This is a genomic window from Streptomyces sp. P1-3, from assembly GCF_050613155.1.
Lineage (GTDB): Bacteria > Actinomycetota > Actinomycetes > Streptomycetales > Streptomycetaceae > Streptomyces.
Window position 1 is genome coordinate 6,674,619 of sequence record NZ_CP192512.1, and the last position, 15,013, is coordinate 6,689,631.

11 protein-coding genes are annotated in these 15,013 nt (G+C 74.4%); 8 read left to right on the forward strand and 3 right to left on the reverse strand.

The genetic code is table 11. The features are described from left to right. Nucleotides 1-89 precede the first annotated feature (89 nt). Nucleotides 90-779, forward strand: coding sequence for a FadR/GntR family transcriptional regulator (locus ACQUSR_RS28605; protein WP_431045481.1), 690 nt, complete (start codon nucleotides 90-92; stop codon nucleotides 777-779). Between the two features lie 342 nt (nucleotides 780-1,121). Here the strand turns inward: ACQUSR_RS28605 and ACQUSR_RS28610 are convergent, their stop codons facing one another. Beyond that, a complete protein-coding gene (locus ACQUSR_RS28610) occupies nucleotides 1,122-1,502 on the reverse strand; it encodes a VOC family protein (RefSeq protein WP_431045482.1) in 381 nt (126 codons plus the stop codon). 352 nt (nucleotides 1,503-1,854) lie between these two features. On the opposite strand from ACQUSR_RS28610, the gene ACQUSR_RS28615 reads away from it, so the two are divergent. Further along, nucleotides 1,855-2,838: a hypothetical protein gene (locus tag ACQUSR_RS28615; RefSeq protein WP_431045483.1), complete on the forward strand. Its 984-nt coding sequence runs from the start codon at nucleotides 1,855-1,857 to the stop codon at nucleotides 2,836-2,838. On the opposite strand, the gene ACQUSR_RS28620 is transcribed toward ACQUSR_RS28615, so the two are convergent. Further along, a complete protein-coding gene (locus tag ACQUSR_RS28620) occupies nucleotides 2,832-4,067 on the reverse strand; it encodes a helix-turn-helix domain-containing protein (protein ID WP_431045484.1) in 1,236 nt (411 codons plus the stop codon). The genes ACQUSR_RS28615 and ACQUSR_RS28620 overlap by 7 nt on opposite strands. A gap of 2 nt (nucleotides 4,068-4,069) precedes the next feature. After that, nucleotides 4,070-4,231 carry a hypothetical protein gene (locus tag ACQUSR_RS28625; protein ID WP_431045485.1) on the reverse strand — a complete coding sequence of 54 codons (162 nt, stop codon included), beginning with the start codon at nucleotides 4,229-4,231 and terminating at the stop codon, nucleotides 4,070-4,072. Between the two features lie 235 nt (nucleotides 4,232-4,466). On the opposite strand from ACQUSR_RS28625, the gene ACQUSR_RS28630 reads away from it, so the two are divergent. The 6 genes from ACQUSR_RS28630 to ACQUSR_RS28655 all read left to right on the forward strand — a co-directional run bounded on the left by ACQUSR_RS28630 (nucleotide 4,467) and on the right by ACQUSR_RS28655 (nucleotide 15,013). Further along, nucleotides 4,467-5,420 carry a DUF3068 domain-containing protein gene (locus ACQUSR_RS28630; RefSeq protein WP_431045486.1) on the forward strand — a complete coding sequence of 318 codons (954 nt, stop codon included), beginning with the start codon at nucleotides 4,467-4,469 and terminating at the stop codon, nucleotides 5,418-5,420. A 167-nt stretch (nucleotides 5,421-5,587) separates the two neighbouring features. Beyond that, entirely contained in the window at nucleotides 5,588-6,850 is a 1,263-nt protein-coding gene (locus ACQUSR_RS28635; RefSeq protein WP_431045487.1) for a glycosyltransferase family 4 protein, read from the forward strand. 3 nt (nucleotides 6,851-6,853) lie between these two features. Next, a complete protein-coding gene (locus tag ACQUSR_RS28640; protein ID WP_431045488.1) occupies nucleotides 6,854-7,579 on the forward strand; it encodes a class I SAM-dependent methyltransferase in 726 nt (241 codons plus the stop codon). Further along, nucleotides 7,576-12,441 carry an alpha-(1->3)-arabinofuranosyltransferase domain-containing protein gene (locus ACQUSR_RS28645; RefSeq protein ID WP_431045489.1) on the forward strand — a complete coding sequence of 1,622 codons (4,866 nt, stop codon included), beginning with the start codon at nucleotides 7,576-7,578 and terminating at the stop codon, nucleotides 12,439-12,441. The genes ACQUSR_RS28640 and ACQUSR_RS28645 overlap by 4 nt, the downstream gene beginning before the upstream one ends. Next, nucleotides 12,438-14,108: a condensation protein gene (locus ACQUSR_RS28650; protein WP_431045490.1), complete on the forward strand. Its 1,671-nt coding sequence runs from the start codon at nucleotides 12,438-12,440 to the stop codon at nucleotides 14,106-14,108. Before ACQUSR_RS28645 ends, ACQUSR_RS28650 begins: the two co-directional genes overlap by 4 nt. Continuing rightward, nucleotides 14,105-15,013, forward strand: a complete 909-nt coding sequence (locus tag ACQUSR_RS28655; RefSeq protein ID WP_431045491.1) for a class I SAM-dependent methyltransferase — start codon at nucleotides 14,105-14,107, stop codon at nucleotides 15,011-15,013. Before ACQUSR_RS28650 ends, ACQUSR_RS28655 begins: the two co-directional genes overlap by 4 nt.

A 15,013-nucleotide genomic window follows, 5' to 3' on the forward strand; every position in this document is an offset into this window, starting at 1 on the left:
GGAGAAGGAGACCGCAGAAGATCATGACGAGTACACTAGTCACAGCTCAGCTCCTCAGACAACCTGACTTCTGAAAGGCCCACCCCGCGATGCCCCTCGGCCCTCTCCGCCCCAGCCCCCTGGTCGAACAGGCCACCGAGCAGCTGCGCACGCAGATCGTCGAAGGGCACTGGCCGGTCGGCACGAAGCTGCCCGGCGAGACCACCCTCGCCCAAGCACTCGGGGTCGGCCGCTCCACGATCCGCGAGGCCCTGCGGGCCCTCACCGGTGCCGGACTCGTCCAGCCCCGCCAGGGCGCGGGCGTCTTCGTCCTCGCCACCGAGGCGGAGGAGGACTGGCCCACCCGGCTGCGCCGGGCAGCACTGTCCGACATCTACGAAGTCCGCATGCTGATCGAGGTGCAAGCCGCACAGCTGGCAGCCGAACGGCGCACCGATGCCGACATCGCCGCCCTCGACGCGGCGCTGGAAGGCCGCCGCGCCGCCTCTTCGGGGGGCGACGCCGCCTTCGTCGACGCGGACATCGCCCTGCACACCGCGGTCGTCGCCGCCGCACACAACCCCGTACTCACCGACCTCTTCGGCGAGTTCACCCCCGCACTCCGGGAGGGCCTGATCGGCCTCCTCGACCTGCTCGACCTCCGCTCCCAGGACCCCGACCCCGGCGACAAGCGTCACGCTGAGTTGGTCAAGGCCGTGCAACGCGGCGACGCCGCAGCCGCTGCGCGCGCCAGCCGGGAGGAACTGGCCGAGACACTCGCACACCTGCGACGGGCCTGAGCGGTGTCGGCCGCCGCGAACCGCAACTCGCCGCTGGGAGGGCGACCGCCTCGGCGGCCGCGGCACTTGCGGTGTTGTTGGTGGTCCGCTGGTTCGGGAATGGTGCAGGCGATGCCGAGTGGGCACAGGCAACAGCGGTTCCAGCCGCGCCCACTGCTCATCGGTCAGGTCAGGCCGCCTCGTCACCGCTGGGGTGGCCACGAGGTCTCCGGTGTTCAGGTTCTTCTTGGTCGATGAACCCTCTACCGGAGACCTCACTTACTTCACGATGACGACACGCCCGTCACACCGGACTTCGCGGCGGACCCCAGGCACCTGGTGCTGAGGCGTGACCGATGAGCATCAGAGTGGGTTGAGGCGGGCCTTGAGCAGGCAGAACTCATTGCCTTCGGGGTCGACCAGGACATGCCACTGCTCCTCCCCTGTCTGGCCGATGTCGGCCGGGCGCGCACCGAGCTTCAGAAGGCGTTCGAGCTCGGCGTCCTGATCGCGGTCGGTGGCGTTGACGTCGATGTGCAGCCGGGACTTCCCCTTCTCCGGCTCATCCCTGTAACTGAGGATGATCGTCGGCTGCGGACCACCGAACCCTTCGCGCGGCCCGATCTCCAGCGTGCCGTCGTCCTCGCGATCGAGCACGACGAAGTCCAGAACCTCGCACCAGAACCGCGCCAGCACCTCAGGGTCGCGGCAACCGAGCACGAGCTCACTGATACGACATGCCATAACGAAACCTGCCCTCAGTCCGGGAACTGCCAGGGAGGCCACACGCGAACCTCATGGGCTCCCAGCAGTGAAAACAATCCCGCACCGTACCGGACGAGACGAGCACGGGCGAGCTGATTTCAGGGCCGTCCCGGTCCCTCTCGCCGACACCGAAGCGCACCCACGGTGTTTCCCGGTGACCAGCACCCGGCCTGGCGGCACCCCCTCGGCGTGGGCGAGAGCCCGCCGTCGGCTGCATCCTCCGTGACGTCCGATGAACGGCGAGGCAACCCGCCCGTCGCCGCGGCCCCTCTTCCATGACGGGGCCACAAGGGCTCCTCGGCACAGGAATCCGTACAGGAGGGGGACACATATGGAGAGGCGGAGTCTGCTGCGTGCCGGGATCGTCGGCGTGGTGGCGGTGCCGGCGGGGGCGGGGCTGTCGAGCGGTACCGCGGGGGCCGCGCCGCCGCCGTACCGCGTCGTGGTCACCCGGGTGGACCGCGGCAACGACAGGGTCATGGAGTTCGACCGGACCGCGCCGTCCTTCACCGCTCCCCACGTGAAGTGGGAACTCAGGCCCGGCTGGGGCGACGTACTGGAGGCGCGGTACCGGCGCACGGCCAACGACGGGGACGTCGTCCTCGTCGCCGCGGGCGACAGCCCCTCCAAGGGCCGGGTCGGCATCTACCGCAAGCGGGACAGGAAGCTGCTGTGGTCGGCCCGGGTCGAGAACTACCCGCACAGCATCGAACGGGTGCGGGGCAGCGGCGCGGTCATCGTGGCCGGGGCGGGCACCAGGCGCCGACCGGGCGAGCCGCGGCCCAACGGCAGCCTCCACCTCTACGGCCCGAAGAACGGGCACATCAGCTCGCTCGAGCACATCAAGTCCTACCGGCTCCTGGAGGCGCACGGGGTGCTGTGGGACCCGCTCTACCAGTTGCTGTGGGCCATCGGGCGTACGGAGATCCGGCGGTACAGGGTCGTCGGCAGCTTCCGGAACCTCCGGCTGGAGCAGGTGGGCCGGCCCATCACGATCCGCGGCAACGGCCACGACCTCCAGCCCGACTACACCGACAAGCACCGGCTGCTGCTGAGCGACAGCAGGCACGTGTACACACTGGACAAGCGGACGCTGCGCGTGACACCGCTGCCCGCACCGCTCGGCAACCGGCATCACGTGAAGTCGATCGTGCGCCACAAGTCCGGCGAGTACGTGTGGGCCGGGGTGCCGGACCACAGCGACAGCCACTTCGGCGGCCCGGACATCAACTTCTACCCGCCGGCGGACCATCGCGGCTGCGGCCGTGGCGCCGTGACCTACAAGGCGCGGATCGCCATCACCGACTATCAGTGATCAACCCCCGGTCCGAAGCCGCCGCGCAGCCGCTGGGCACGGAGCACCAGCTCCAGCTCGAACCGGCTGTCCGGGTCCGTCACCTCGTCCCCCCACAGCTCCCGGATCTGCCGCAGCCGGTAGCGGACCGTCTGCGGGTGCACTCCGAGCAGGGCGGCCACTTCCGGGGCTCCGCCACGGGTCTCCAGCCAGGCGAGCAGGGTTTCCGCCAGGTGCCGGCGGTGGGTGGGGCCGCACTGGGCCAGCGGCGCCAGCCGCCGCCGGGCGAGGGCGTCGATGAGCTCCTGGGGAGGTAACAGCACCAGCGCCTCGGTGTGTTCGGCGCAGTCCAGCAACTCCTTGCCGGGAAGCAGCCCGCGCTCCATCAGCCCGACCGCGACGGTGGCCCAGCGCAGCGAGGTGGCGGCGTCCGTGAGCGGCACCGACGGACCGAGCGCACCGGACCAGCCCATGGTCGCCCGGCGCAGCAGCTCCGGCTGTCCGGGCGCTTCCGGTTCGGGTACGACCATGCGCGGCTGTTCGCGTTCCATGTCCAGCAGGACACCCTCCACGACGGGCGGCGGCAGCGCCTCCTGGGCGGGACCCAGCCGGGCGGGCCGCAGCAGCACGGCCACCGCGACCCGCTCCGGCAGCGGCCAGCCGATCCGGGCGGCCCGCTCGGCGAGCGCGTCCGGGTCCTGCCGGTGGGGCTCGCTGAGCAGCACCTCCAGCAGGCGACGCTGGAGCCGCAGCCGCTCCCCGGCCTCGCGGGCGGCGGCCTCGGCGTAGCCGAGCATGGACTCGGCGACCAGGCCGTCCAGATACTCGAAGCCGGTCTCGGCCAGCTCGTACATCGCGGGCGCCGGGATCTCCATCTGCTGGCCGATCTCGGCGACCCGGCGCCAGGCCAGCCGCACGCCCATCCGGTACATGCCCTGGAGCGAGTCCAGGCTGCGGCCGTGCTGGACCTGACCGCGGCCGAACTGCTGGAAGACGGTGGGCGGATGCGCCCGGGGACGGCCCGAGTCCGAGGTGATCTGCTCGACGAAGTGCTCCAGCGCGCCCCGGATGGCGACCAGCGCCATCGGCTCGCCGTGCTCGTCGGGGGTGGACGGCAGCCTCGGGTACTCGCGGCGGATCTCGCGCAGGATGTCCTCCGCCAGCGCGGGGACCCCGGCGATGAACTGCTCGGCGAAGGCCCGCTTGAGCCGCGCGGGGACGCCGGACCATGCCGAGCCCAGGGGAGCCACGGCTAACGCTCCCCCGGTTCCGTTCCGGCCGTGGGGAACGTGACCAGCGGGACGTTCGGCTGATCGGGTGGGGCGTTCAGCAGGGCGACGATTCCGACGGCGGCGGCCACGGCGAGCCCGGCGGCGAGGACCGCGGTCAGTGCCGCGACGAGAAGTCTGGGCATGGCGCGTCTAGCCCCTTCCATCTGGCTACGCACCGGCCCGGTCCGGATTCACGGTAAGGATGCGGGGGGCATTGACACTAAGTCAACCCTTTGCCTACGGTCCCGCCCCAAACAGATAACTCGTCAGTAGGGCCGGTCGGCACGCACCCGCCACGGCCACCAGGCCGTCTCGGAGAGACGGCCCAGCCACCCCCACCGAGAATTCCGAGACTCCCGACGGGACGGAGTGCATGCCATGCGCCGTTCGGTATCTCCGCTGCATCTGATCATCTTCGGTTTCGGCATATTCCTGCTGGTCCTGGCGCCGATGCTGGCCTGGTACGTCGAACCGCGCGCCAAGCGCACCCCCATCGACACCGATGTCACGACGGTCTTCACCGGGCAGGGCACCTACTTCGACACCGACGCGGTCAGGGAGCGGTCCGGCCAGCGGCTGACCATCACCCGCCATGTGCTGGGCGATGTGCGGGACAGTGACCGGCACACGGCCGTGTGGGATGTGTCCACGACCATCGACACGCCCCGGAGCCTGCCGCTGAAGGATCCGCGCAAGTCCTTTCAGTGGACCACCGAGCGGTGGGTCACCGACCGGCGCACCAACGCGCCCGAGCACTGCTGCGGCGAATCCCCGCGGCCCTTCCAGGGCGAGGCTTACCTGAAGTTCCCCTTCGACCTGGAGAAGCGGACGTACCGCTGGTGGGACAGCACACTGGGCGCGACGGTGCCGCTCCGGTACGCCGGGACCGCGCAGGTCCAGGGCCACCGGGGCTACCGCTTCACCGGCAGTGTGCGGCCCACCGAGGTCGGCTCCCGGCAGGTGCCCGGACGGCTGGTCGGCCGCGCCGGGCAGGGCCAGGTGCAGGCCGAGGAGTGGTACTCCAACGAGCGGATCGAACTCGTCGCCGACCAGCGCACCGGCCGCATCATCAACGCGGCCATCTCGCCCCGGCTGGCGCTGCGCGCCCCCGGAGGCAAGGGCGGTGACCGGGTCACGCTGCTGCACGGCAGGGGCCTGGAGTTCACCGCGGCCACCCAGCGCGCCCAGGTGGACCTGGCCAAGGATGACAACGACCAGCTGGAGCTGGTGGGCCGGACCGTGCCGCTGATCGCCGCTGTGACCGGCGGTTTTCTCACCGCGGCCGGAGTCCTGCTGCTGGTGCGCGGTCGGCCGCGCCGGACCCGTCCCTGAGCGGGGGTGATGAATCGCCCCTCACGGGCGGCCCGGAAATTGTCACTCCGGTGAGTAGCCGGAGTCGAACGCTTCGGCGAAAACTTGAGCACACCTCACGAGCAAGCGCACGCACCCCCGGTCCGCTCCCCCCGCTCTCCCTCCCCCTGAGACGAGTTGGAGCGCTCATGCCCCAGCACGTGAAGACCTCACCCCCCGCACACGCCCTCCCGCACACCGCGCCCACCGCGCGGATCCCCGCCACCTCGCACCTCCCCGCGGCGCCCGTCCCGCTGCCCGCGGCACCACCGGCACGGCCGGCGTCCCCGGTGCCGCGCCGGATCGTCTTCCTGGCCCGGCGCGACCTGGGCAACCCGGCCGCCGGCGGCTCCGAGCTACTGATCGACCGGATCGCCGACGGGCTCACCGCCCACGGCCACGAGGTCACGCTGCTGTGCGGCGGACCGGCCACCCACCGCGGCTACCGCGTGGTGTCGGTGGGCGGCGACGCCGATCACTATCTGCGGGCGCGCCACGCGTTCGCCCGGCAGGTCGGCGACTGCGATCTGCTGGTCGAGGTCAGCAACGGCATGCCGTATCTGGCGCCGCTGTGGCACCGCGGGCCCACCCTGTGCCTGGTCAACCATGTGCACACGGACCTGTGGGGGAAGCGGCTGCCCGCGCCCGCCGCACGGCTCGGCAGACGCCTGGAGCACTGGGCACTGGCCGGCACGCACCGCGGCAACCTGATGGTCGCGGTCTCCGGCTCCACCGCCGCGGCGCTGCGCGCGCTGGGCGTACCGCAGGACCGGATCCGGATCGTGCACAACGGCGTGGCGGAGCCGGGAAGTCTGCTGCCCAAGGCCCGCGAACCGCTGTTCGTCGCCATGGGCCGGCTGGTGGAGTACAAGCGGATCGACCTGCTGCTCCGGCTGTGGGAGCGGGTCCGGCCGGTCACCCGCGGGCGGCTGGTCATCGTCGGCGACGGGCCTGAGCGCGCCCGGCTGGAGGCGATGGCAGGGCCCGGGGTCACCTTCGCCGGGCATGTGTCCGAGGAGGAGAAGCACCGCCTGCTGTGCGCGTCCTGGCTGCTGCTGCACCCCTCGCTGGTCGAGGGGTGGGGGCTGGTGGTGATGGAGGCCGCGATCCGGGGCACCCCGGCCATCGGCTTCGACATCCCCGGCCTGCGGGACTCCATCGCCGACGGCGCCACCGGCGTGCTGACGCGCGGCGAGAGCTCCTTCGCGGCCGCCTGGTGCGCCCTGGCGCTCAGTGCCGGGCGGCGGGACGCGCTGGGGGCGGCGGCCCGCCGCCGCGCCGAGAGCTTCCGCTGGAGCAGCACGGTCCGGGGCTTCCGGGAGGTGGCGGCCGAGGCGTTCGCCGCCTCCGGGCCGCCGCGTTCGGCCGCCGTGGCTCCGGCGTCCCCGCCGGGGCCGGGATCCGGGCGGTAGGGCATGCGCGATCCATCGATGCGGCGGTCGGTGGCGCTGTTCCGCGCCTTCCTGCGGGAGCAGACCGACCCGGACCACTGCTACGGGCTGCTGGCACGGGACGCCGTGCGGCAGGTGGAGCGGTATGTGCCGCTGCGCGACCGGGTGGTCGTCGACATCGGCGGTGGCAGCGGCCACTTCACCGAGGAGTTCCGGCGCCGCGGCGCGCACAGCTATCTCTTCGAGCCCGATGTCCGGGAGTTGGGCGCGCGCGGCCGAGCGCCGGCCGGGGCGGTCGTCGCGGACGGCTATCTGCTGCCGCTGGCGGACGGTGCCGCGGACGTCTGCTTCTCGTCCAACGTCCTGGAGCATGTGGCCGATCCGCAGACCTTCCTGAGCGAGATGGTGCGGGTGACCCGGCCCGGCGGGCTGATCTATGTCTCGTTCACCAACTGGTTCTCGCCCTGGGGCGGCCATGAGACCGCGCCCTGGCACTACGTGGGCGCCCGCCGGGCGCGGCAGCGCTACCGGCGGCGTACCGGTCGCTGGCCCAAGCACACCGTCGGCGAGAACCTCTTCCCCCTCCACATCGGGCCCACGCTGCGGCAGGTGCGCGACCGCGACGACGTGTCCGTGGTCTGCGCCCGCTCCCGGTACTGGCCGTTCCTCGCCGAGGCCGTCACCCGGGTGCCCGGACTGCGTGAAGTCGCCACGTGGAACCTCCTGCTGATCCTGAGGCGGTCGTCATGACCCAGGTGCTCCACTCCCCTCCTCCGGCACCGAGCGCCGCCGCGGCGGCACCGCCTCCGGATCCCGGACGGCCCCGGGGGCGGCGCTGGCTGTTCGGCTTCTGGGCCCTGGTGCTGGTGGCCTTCCTGGCCCCGTCCCCCGGCCGGATGACCTTCGACACCAAACTGGGGGTGGCGCTCGACCCGTTCGGCTTCCTGAGCGACCTCACCCGGCTGTGGCACGACCGGGCCGGATTCGGCGGCATCGCGGACCAGTACATCGGCTACGCCTTCCCGATGCTGCCGTACTACGCGCTGGCCGACGTGCTGCACCTGCCGGTGTGGCTGGCCGAGCGGCTGTGGCTGTCGATCGTGGTGACGACCGCCTTCTGGGGCGCGCTGCGTCTCGCCGAGCGGCTGCGCGTCGGCTCGCCCGCCACCCGGCTGCTCGCCGCCGCCGGGTACGCGCTGTGGCCGACCTTCAGCATCGTGGTGGGCTCCACGTCGGCGGCCGCACTGCCCGGCGCGCTGCTGCCCTGGGTGCTGCTGCCACTGACCGACCCGGCCACCAGCGCCCGGGTGGCCGCCGCCCGCTCCGCGCTGCTGATCCCGTTCATGGGCGGGGTGAACGCCGCCTCCACACTCGCCTCGCTGCTGCCGGTGGGCCTGTATCTGCTCAGCCGCCCGGCGGGGAAGCGGCGGCGGGCGCTGCTGGCCTGGTGGCTGCCGGGCGTGGTGCTGGCCACCGCCTGGTGGGTGGTGCCGCTGCTGCTCCTGGGCGTGTACGGCGAGGATTTCATGCCGTACGTCGAGCAGGCCGACACCACCACCGCGACCATGTCGGCGACCGAACTGCTGCGCGGCGCCGGCAACTGGGTGGCCTATCTGCACTTCGGCGACGCCTGGCTGCCCGGCGGCTGGACCGCCGCGACCTACACCCTCGCCGTGCTGGGCTCGGCGGGCGCGGCGGCGCTCGGCCTGGCCGGGCTGGCCCGGCGCGATCTGCCCGAGCGCCGCTGGCTGCTGCTGACGGTGCTGGCGGTCACGCTGATCACGCTCGCCGGATACGGGGGCGCGCTGGGCGCGCCCTTCCACGGCACCGTGCAGGAGTGGCTGAACGGCTGGCTGAAGCCGTTCCGGAACATCTACAAGTTCCAGCCGGGGCTGGCGCTCGCCCTCGCCTTCGGCATCGCCCATCTGACCGCGGTGGCGGCCGCCCGCGTGACACCCGCGCCGGGCGCCGGGCCCGCGCCCGCGAACCCGGCCGGGCGGGAGCCCGGTCGCGGACCAGCCCTGGGGCGGCTCCCGGGGGCCGGGCGGCTGGTGCCCGCGCTGGCCGCGCTGCTCCTGCTGCCCGGCCTGGCCCTGCCGTATCTCAACGGCACGGTGCTCCAGCCGGGGGCGTTCAAGAAGCTCCCCGGGCACTGGGAACAGGCCGCGGACTGGCTGGAGAAGACTTCCGCGGGCAGCCGCGCCCTGGTCGTCCCGGCCACCGCACACGGCCTGTACACCTGGGGCGATCCGATCGACCAGCCGCTCGACGTCCTCGCGGACTCCCGCTGGGCGCAGCGCGACTACGTGCCGTTCGGCACCCCGGGGTCGCGCCGCGCGATGGACGCGGTGGAGCAGGCGCTGATGACCGGGGCCGAGGTGCCGGGGCTGCGGGACTTCCTGACCCGGGCCGGTCTGTATGACGTCGTGGTGCGCAACGACCTCGATCCCGACCAGCTCGGCTATGTGCCGCCGCAGACGGTGGCGGCCACCCTGGAGGCGTCCGGCTACCGCAAGGTCACCGGTTTCGGTCCGCTGCTGACCGGCGGCCGGATTCCCGACGACACCCCGGTGCAGGTGCAAGGGCTCTTCCCGCGCCGGCAGGCGGTGGAGATCTACCGGCCGGTGGGCACCGCGCGGCCGGGGCCGGTCGGGGTCCGGTCCGTGGCGGCCACCGCGCGGGTCAGCGGCGGACCGGAGGCATTACTCCAGATGTCGGCCGACCCCTCGCTGCGGAACCGCCCGACCGTGCTCACCGGGGACGCCCATCCCGGGCTCGACACCCCGCCGCTACAGGTCGTCGCGGACGGTCTGCGCCGTGCCGACACCCGCTTCGGCCTGGTGAACGCCAACACCTCGTACACCTACACCGCGGACGAGCGGAACCACTCCGGCAGTCTGCAGCACCCCGGCGCGGAACCGAAGCAGATCCTGCCGGTGTCCGGGACCGGCCACCAGACGACGGCGGTGCTGCGCGGCGCCGCCCGCGTGACGGCCTCCAGCAGCGGCAACTGGCTGTTCCATCTGCCGCAGTACGACCCGGTGAACGCCTTCGACGCGAACCCGGACACCGCGTGGGCCGAGGGCAGCGCGGGCCGCCCGGCCGGGCAGTGGCTGCGCGCCGACTTCACCGAGACCGTGACGATGCCCGCCTCCCTCCAGCTGACGCCGCTGCCCGGCGACGGGCTGCGGGCCGCGCCCACCGTCGTCCGGGTGCAGACCGAGCAGGGCAGCGTGGACAGCCCGCTGCAGCCCGGCGGGGGCGCGCAGTCGGTGCGGGCCCCCGCCGGGCCCGCGAAGTGGCTGAAGATCACCATCGTGGCCTCGCAGGAGCCGCGGCCCGGGCTGTCCGGCGCCGGATTCTCGGAGGTGTCGGTCCCCGGGGTGCAGGTCACCCGGTTGCTGGCGCTGCCCTCGGACGCGCAGGGCGGTGACTCCCCGGCCACGGTCTTCTCGCTGCACCGGGGTAGCGACCCGGGCGGCCTGTCGCCGGTCTCCGCCGAGGTGGGGCTGCACCGCCAGTTCCGCACCACCTCCCCGGGCGAGTACGCGCTCTCGGCGCAGGCGCTGGCAGTGCCCGGCCGAGAGCTGGACGAGCTGCTGGACGCGGTGGTGCCGGGGCGGCGCGCCCGGATCTCGGTGACAGCCGACTCCACCAGCCGGGCCGGTGCCGGCCTGAGCTCCCGCAACCTGGTGGACGGCGACCTGACCACCGCGTGGATCGCCGGGGACCGCCCGGTGCTGCATCTGCGCTGGCCGAAGAAGAAGGAGATCGACGAGATCGTGTTCGCGGCGGCGGGCGGCATCTCCACCCGGCCCGAACAGGTCGTGATCAACTCGCCGGACGGCGCCGCGACGGCCGGGGTCGACGAGAACGGCCAGGCCAGGTTCGAGCCGATCACCACCGACCGGCTGGACATCACCATCAGCAAGACCGCGCCGCTGGCGCTGCACAATCCGCTGGCCGGGCGGGACCTCCAACTCCCGGTCGGACTCAGCGAGGTGTACATCCCCGCGCTCGACGAGCTGCGCACCCCGCCGCCGGACCCCAAGGCCCGCTTCGCGCTGCCCTGCGGCCAGGGCCCGCCGCTCGCGGTGGACGGCACCCTGCACGCCACCAAGGCGTCCGGGCGGGTGCGGGACCTGACCGAGCGCAGGCCGGTCACGGTCGAACTGTGCGCGGGCGACGCCGAGGACGGCACCCTCGACCTGGACTCCGGACGGCACCGGGTGGAGGCGGGCGACACGGGCCCGCTGGTCCTGACCGATGTCACCCTGCGACGCGGGACGGCCCCGGCGCCCGCCGCGGCGGGCCGCACGGTCAAGGCCACCGACTGGTCCGGCGACGACCGCACCGTCCGGGTCGGCGCGGGCCAGGCCGTCTACCTCCAGACCTACGGGAACCACAACAAGGGCTGGCACGCCACCCTCGACGGCCGCCGGCTCACCCCGCTGCGGATCGACGGCTGGCAGCAGGGCTTCCTGATCCCGGCCGGCGCCGGCGGCACGGTCCACCTGAGCTACCAGCCGTCCACGACCTACCAGGCGGGGCTGATCGGCGGCGCGCTGGGTGTGGTGCTGCTGCTCGGGCTGGCCCTGATCCGGCGTCATGCGGGCGCCCCGGCACCGGAGGAGCGGCAGGCCGTGCCCCCGCCGCCGGGCGGGGTGCTCGGCACGGTCGCCCTGACCGCGGTGCTGGTCGTGGTCGCCGGTCCGCTGGCGCTCGCGGTGCCGGTGCTAGCCCTGGTCGCCTGGTGGCGCCCCGCGCTGCTGCCGCCGACGGCGCTGGCAGCCATGGCCGCCGCGGGCATCGTCGCCGCCACCGGCGCGGGCCGCCCGGCGGGGCTGGACGACGGCGCCTTCAGCCCGGCGGCCCAGCTGCTGGCGGTCATCGCCCTGGCCGCCGCCGTCGTCACCGTCCCGGCCCGCATCCCCGGCCGCCACGCGGCCGGATGGCCGGGCGAGGTCCCGTCCGGGCCGCCGGACGGTGACGTGGAGGGGCGGCCGGACGGCGACCTGGCGGGTGCCGGGGCCGGTGCGGCCGCCGGTGGCGTCGGCGTGGCCTCCGGGCGCACCATCTCGGCCAGCCCGGCGCCCTTCGGCGGGCCACCCCCGAACGCCCCGAGCCCACTCCCGCACCGCAAGCCGGGCGCGGGCGGACACCCCGGCCCGGGCGGCTCCCGCACCGCCGGACCGCCTGACGCCGCAGGGCAACCCCGCACGGGGACACAGCCGGCGGGGCCCGGCGGGCATCCCGCGCCGGGCGGGCAACTGGGCACAGGCGAACGTCCCCGGTCAAGTACCCAGCCCGGCACCGGCGGACAGCCCGCCGCAGGGCAACCCGGCACGGGCACAGTGCCACCGGGGCCCGGCGGGCATCCCGCGCCGGGCGGGCAAGCCGGGCCCGTCGGACTGGCAGGCGCACGTGGGACTCCTGAGGCCACCAGGCAACCCCGCCGTGGCGGGCGGTCACCCGGGGCCGCGGGGCAGCCCCGCCTGGGCGGGCTGGCCGGGGGCGGGGCGCCCGCCGGACCCCCGCACCCGCACCACCACCACCCGCAACCGCACGCGCAGCAGAACCCGCACGACACGGGGAAGGACAACGGCCGATGACCACCCTCGACGAAGGCCGCGGCGACGATCCCACGCCGGTCCCGGTGCCCGGTGCGGGGTCGCCGCGACCGGGCGGGCCCGGAGCCGCGCACCCCAGCGGACCGGCCCATCCGCCCGCCCATCCCGGCGGGCCGGGCAGCCCGGCGGCGGCCGGACCGCTGCCGCGGGTGCCCTTCCCCACGGTCGACGAGGTGTCCCGGCACTGCTACCAGGAGCAGGAGCCGGAGACCATACACATCGAGGTCCATCTGCCCGGCCGCCCGGAGCCCGGCCGGCTGCGTGACGCCTTCCACCAGGCGCTGCGGCGGCATCCGCGGATCCTGATGCGTCAGGCGCCGAGCAACTGGTGGCGGTGGCGGTACGAGTGGGAGCTGACCGACGGACCGGACCTGGACCCGGTGAGCTTCCCGCCGCCCGCCGCCGACGCCCTGGCCGCCGCGCGCGCCCGCGCGCTGGACCGGTGCCCGCCGCTGGAGCTCTCCCCGCCCATCCGGCTGGAGCAGGTGACCACGCCGGACGAGCCGGGCTGCGTACTGCTGCTGACGATCAATCACACCGCCCTGGACGGGCCGTCCTGTCTGCGGATCCTCGCCACCGCGGCCACCTTGTACAGCGGCCGGGAGAACGCGCCGGCGCCGGCGCCGCCTCCCGCCCGCACCGCGTCCGGCCCCGGGCCGGCGCGGCGGGCGTCCCGCTCCGGGTCCGGCGCGTCCCGCTCCGGGTCCGGCGCGTCCCGCTCCGGGTCCGGCGCGTCCCGCTCCGGGTCCGGCGCGTCCCGCTCCGGGTCCCGGCCGACCCGGATCGCCGCCGACACCCGCACTCCGGGGACACCCGGCAACGGGATGCTGCTGCTGGACCTGCCGGTCCCGGCCCGCCCGCCGCACCCCGGTCGGGGGTCCGCCCGGACGGGGTCCGGGGAAGGGGCGGCGGTCCGGCCGACAGTCAACGACCGGTTGCTGGTCGCCGCCTGTCTGACGGCGGCCCGCTGGAACCGTCTCCATGACCGGCCGGCGGCACCGGTGCGGATCACGATGCCGATCGACGACCGGCCGCGCGCGGCCGAGATGCCCATCGGCAACGGCACCCGGCTGGTCGAGGTGGGTTTCGGCAGGCAGGAGCAGACGGACGCCGAGCTGCTGACCGCCGAGCACCCCGACCCGGCGGCGGTGGCCCGCCTGGTGCACCGCACCGCCGAGCTGACCCGGGCGCTGAAGGCAAGGCCCACCGCGCAGTTGGGGCCGGCCGGCACCCTGCTCACCGCCCCGGTGCTGCCGGTCGGCCTGCGCGCCGCGCTGACCCGGGGCGTACGCCGGGCGGCGGCCCCCTGGACGTCGACGGTCCTGCTCAGCAACATCGGACGGATCGCGTACCCGCTGGACTTCGGCGACGCGGGCCGGGCCCACGCGGTCTGGTTCTCCGCCCCAGCCCGGATGCCGCGCGGCCTCACCTTCACCTGCGCCTCCACGGGGGGCCGGCTGCACCTGACGCTGCGCTGGTCGCGCGCGCTGCTCGACGACGCGGCGGGCGCGGCGCTGGCGGAGATCTTCACTCGGTCGCTGTCCGCCAGCGCGCCCGAGCCCGCCTCTGATCAGCGTCCCGCGGCCGGACCGCCCCCGCCCCCGTCCCCACCACCGGCCCCGTCCCCGTCCCCCGGAGGCGGATCATGAGCGACCGCCCCGCGACCACCGGGCCGGTGACCACCTCACCCCGTTCCACCCCGCCCCGTTCCACCCCGCCCCGTTCCGCCTCGTCCCGCCCTGCCTCATCCCGTGCCGCCCCGACCCCTTTCGCCGCGTCGTCCCCCGCCCGTCCCGTCCCGTCTCCGCGCGCCTGGTCCGCGACCGCGACCGCGACCGCGCCCGGGCTGCGGGACTTCTACGAGGACCCCGCCGTGCCGGTCGCCTCCGGCCCGGAACGCAGCCGTCGGCAGGCCCGGATGCTGGCCCGCGCCCTCGGCCCGGCGGGGGCCGGCCGCCCGGCAACGGTGCTGGACATCGGGTGCGGCGACGGCACGGCCGCGGCCGTGGCCCTGCCGTATCTGCGCGGGCACCGCGTCATCGGTGTCGACTGGTCGCAGGACGCCCTGCGCCGCGCGGCGCCCCGGCTGCCGGCCGTGGTCCGCGGGGAACTCACCGACGGCGGGCTGCCGTTCGCGGCCCGCAGCGCGGACGCGGTGCTGTTCAGCGAGGTCATCGAGCATGTCGTCGACCCGGACGCGGCCCTGGACGAGCTGCGCCGGGTGCTGCGCCCCGGTGGCCATCTGCTGCTGTCCACCCCCAATCTGGCGGCCTGGTACAACCGCGGCCTGCTGCTCGCCGGGGTGCAACCGGTGTTCTCGGAGGTGAGCCTGCGCGGCGTCCACGGCCGCCCCGGCAGCCAGGTCGTCGGCCATCTGCGGCTGTACACCGCCCGGGCGCTGCGCGGCTTCCTGACCGCGTCGGGCTTCGAGGTGACCGCCGTGGCCGGGGCGCCGTTCCACGGGGTGCCACGCCCGCTGCGCGGACTGGACCGGGTCGCCTGCCGCCTGCCGTCCCTGGCCTCCATCCTGCTGGTGCACGCGAGGCGGGTGTAG

Bases quoted from the DNA above. Each gene is read 5' to 3' on its own strand.
- ACQUSR_RS28650 (WP_431045490.1), top strand. From the start codon at position 12,438: ATGACCACCCTCGACGAAGGCCGCGGCGACGATCCCACGCCGGTCCCG.
- ACQUSR_RS28610 (WP_431045482.1), bottom strand. From the start codon at position 1,502: ATGGCATGTCGTATCAGTGAGCTCGTGCTCGGTTGCCGCGACCCTGAG.
- ACQUSR_RS28635 (WP_431045487.1), top strand. From the start codon at position 5,588: ATGCCCCAGCACGTGAAGACCTCACCCCCCGCACACGCCCTCCCGCAC.
- ACQUSR_RS28645 (WP_431045489.1), top strand. From the start codon at position 7,576: ATGACCCAGGTGCTCCACTCCCCTCCTCCGGCACCGAGCGCCGCCGCG.
- ACQUSR_RS28640 (WP_431045488.1), top strand. From the start codon at position 6,854: ATGCGCGATCCATCGATGCGGCGGTCGGTGGCGCTGTTCCGCGCCTTC.
- ACQUSR_RS28625 (WP_431045485.1), bottom strand. From the start codon at position 4,231: ATGCCCAGACTTCTCGTCGCGGCACTGACCGCGGTCCTCGCCGCCGGG.
- ACQUSR_RS28615 (WP_431045483.1), top strand. From the start codon at position 1,855: ATGGAGAGGCGGAGTCTGCTGCGTGCCGGGATCGTCGGCGTGGTGGCG.
- ACQUSR_RS28630 (WP_431045486.1), top strand. From the start codon at position 4,467: ATGCGCCGTTCGGTATCTCCGCTGCATCTGATCATCTTCGGTTTCGGC.
- ACQUSR_RS28655 (WP_431045491.1), top strand. From the start codon at position 14,105: ATGAGCGACCGCCCCGCGACCACCGGGCCGGTGACCACCTCACCCCGT.
- ACQUSR_RS28605 (WP_431045481.1), top strand. From the start codon at position 90: ATGCCCCTCGGCCCTCTCCGCCCCAGCCCCCTGGTCGAACAGGCCACC.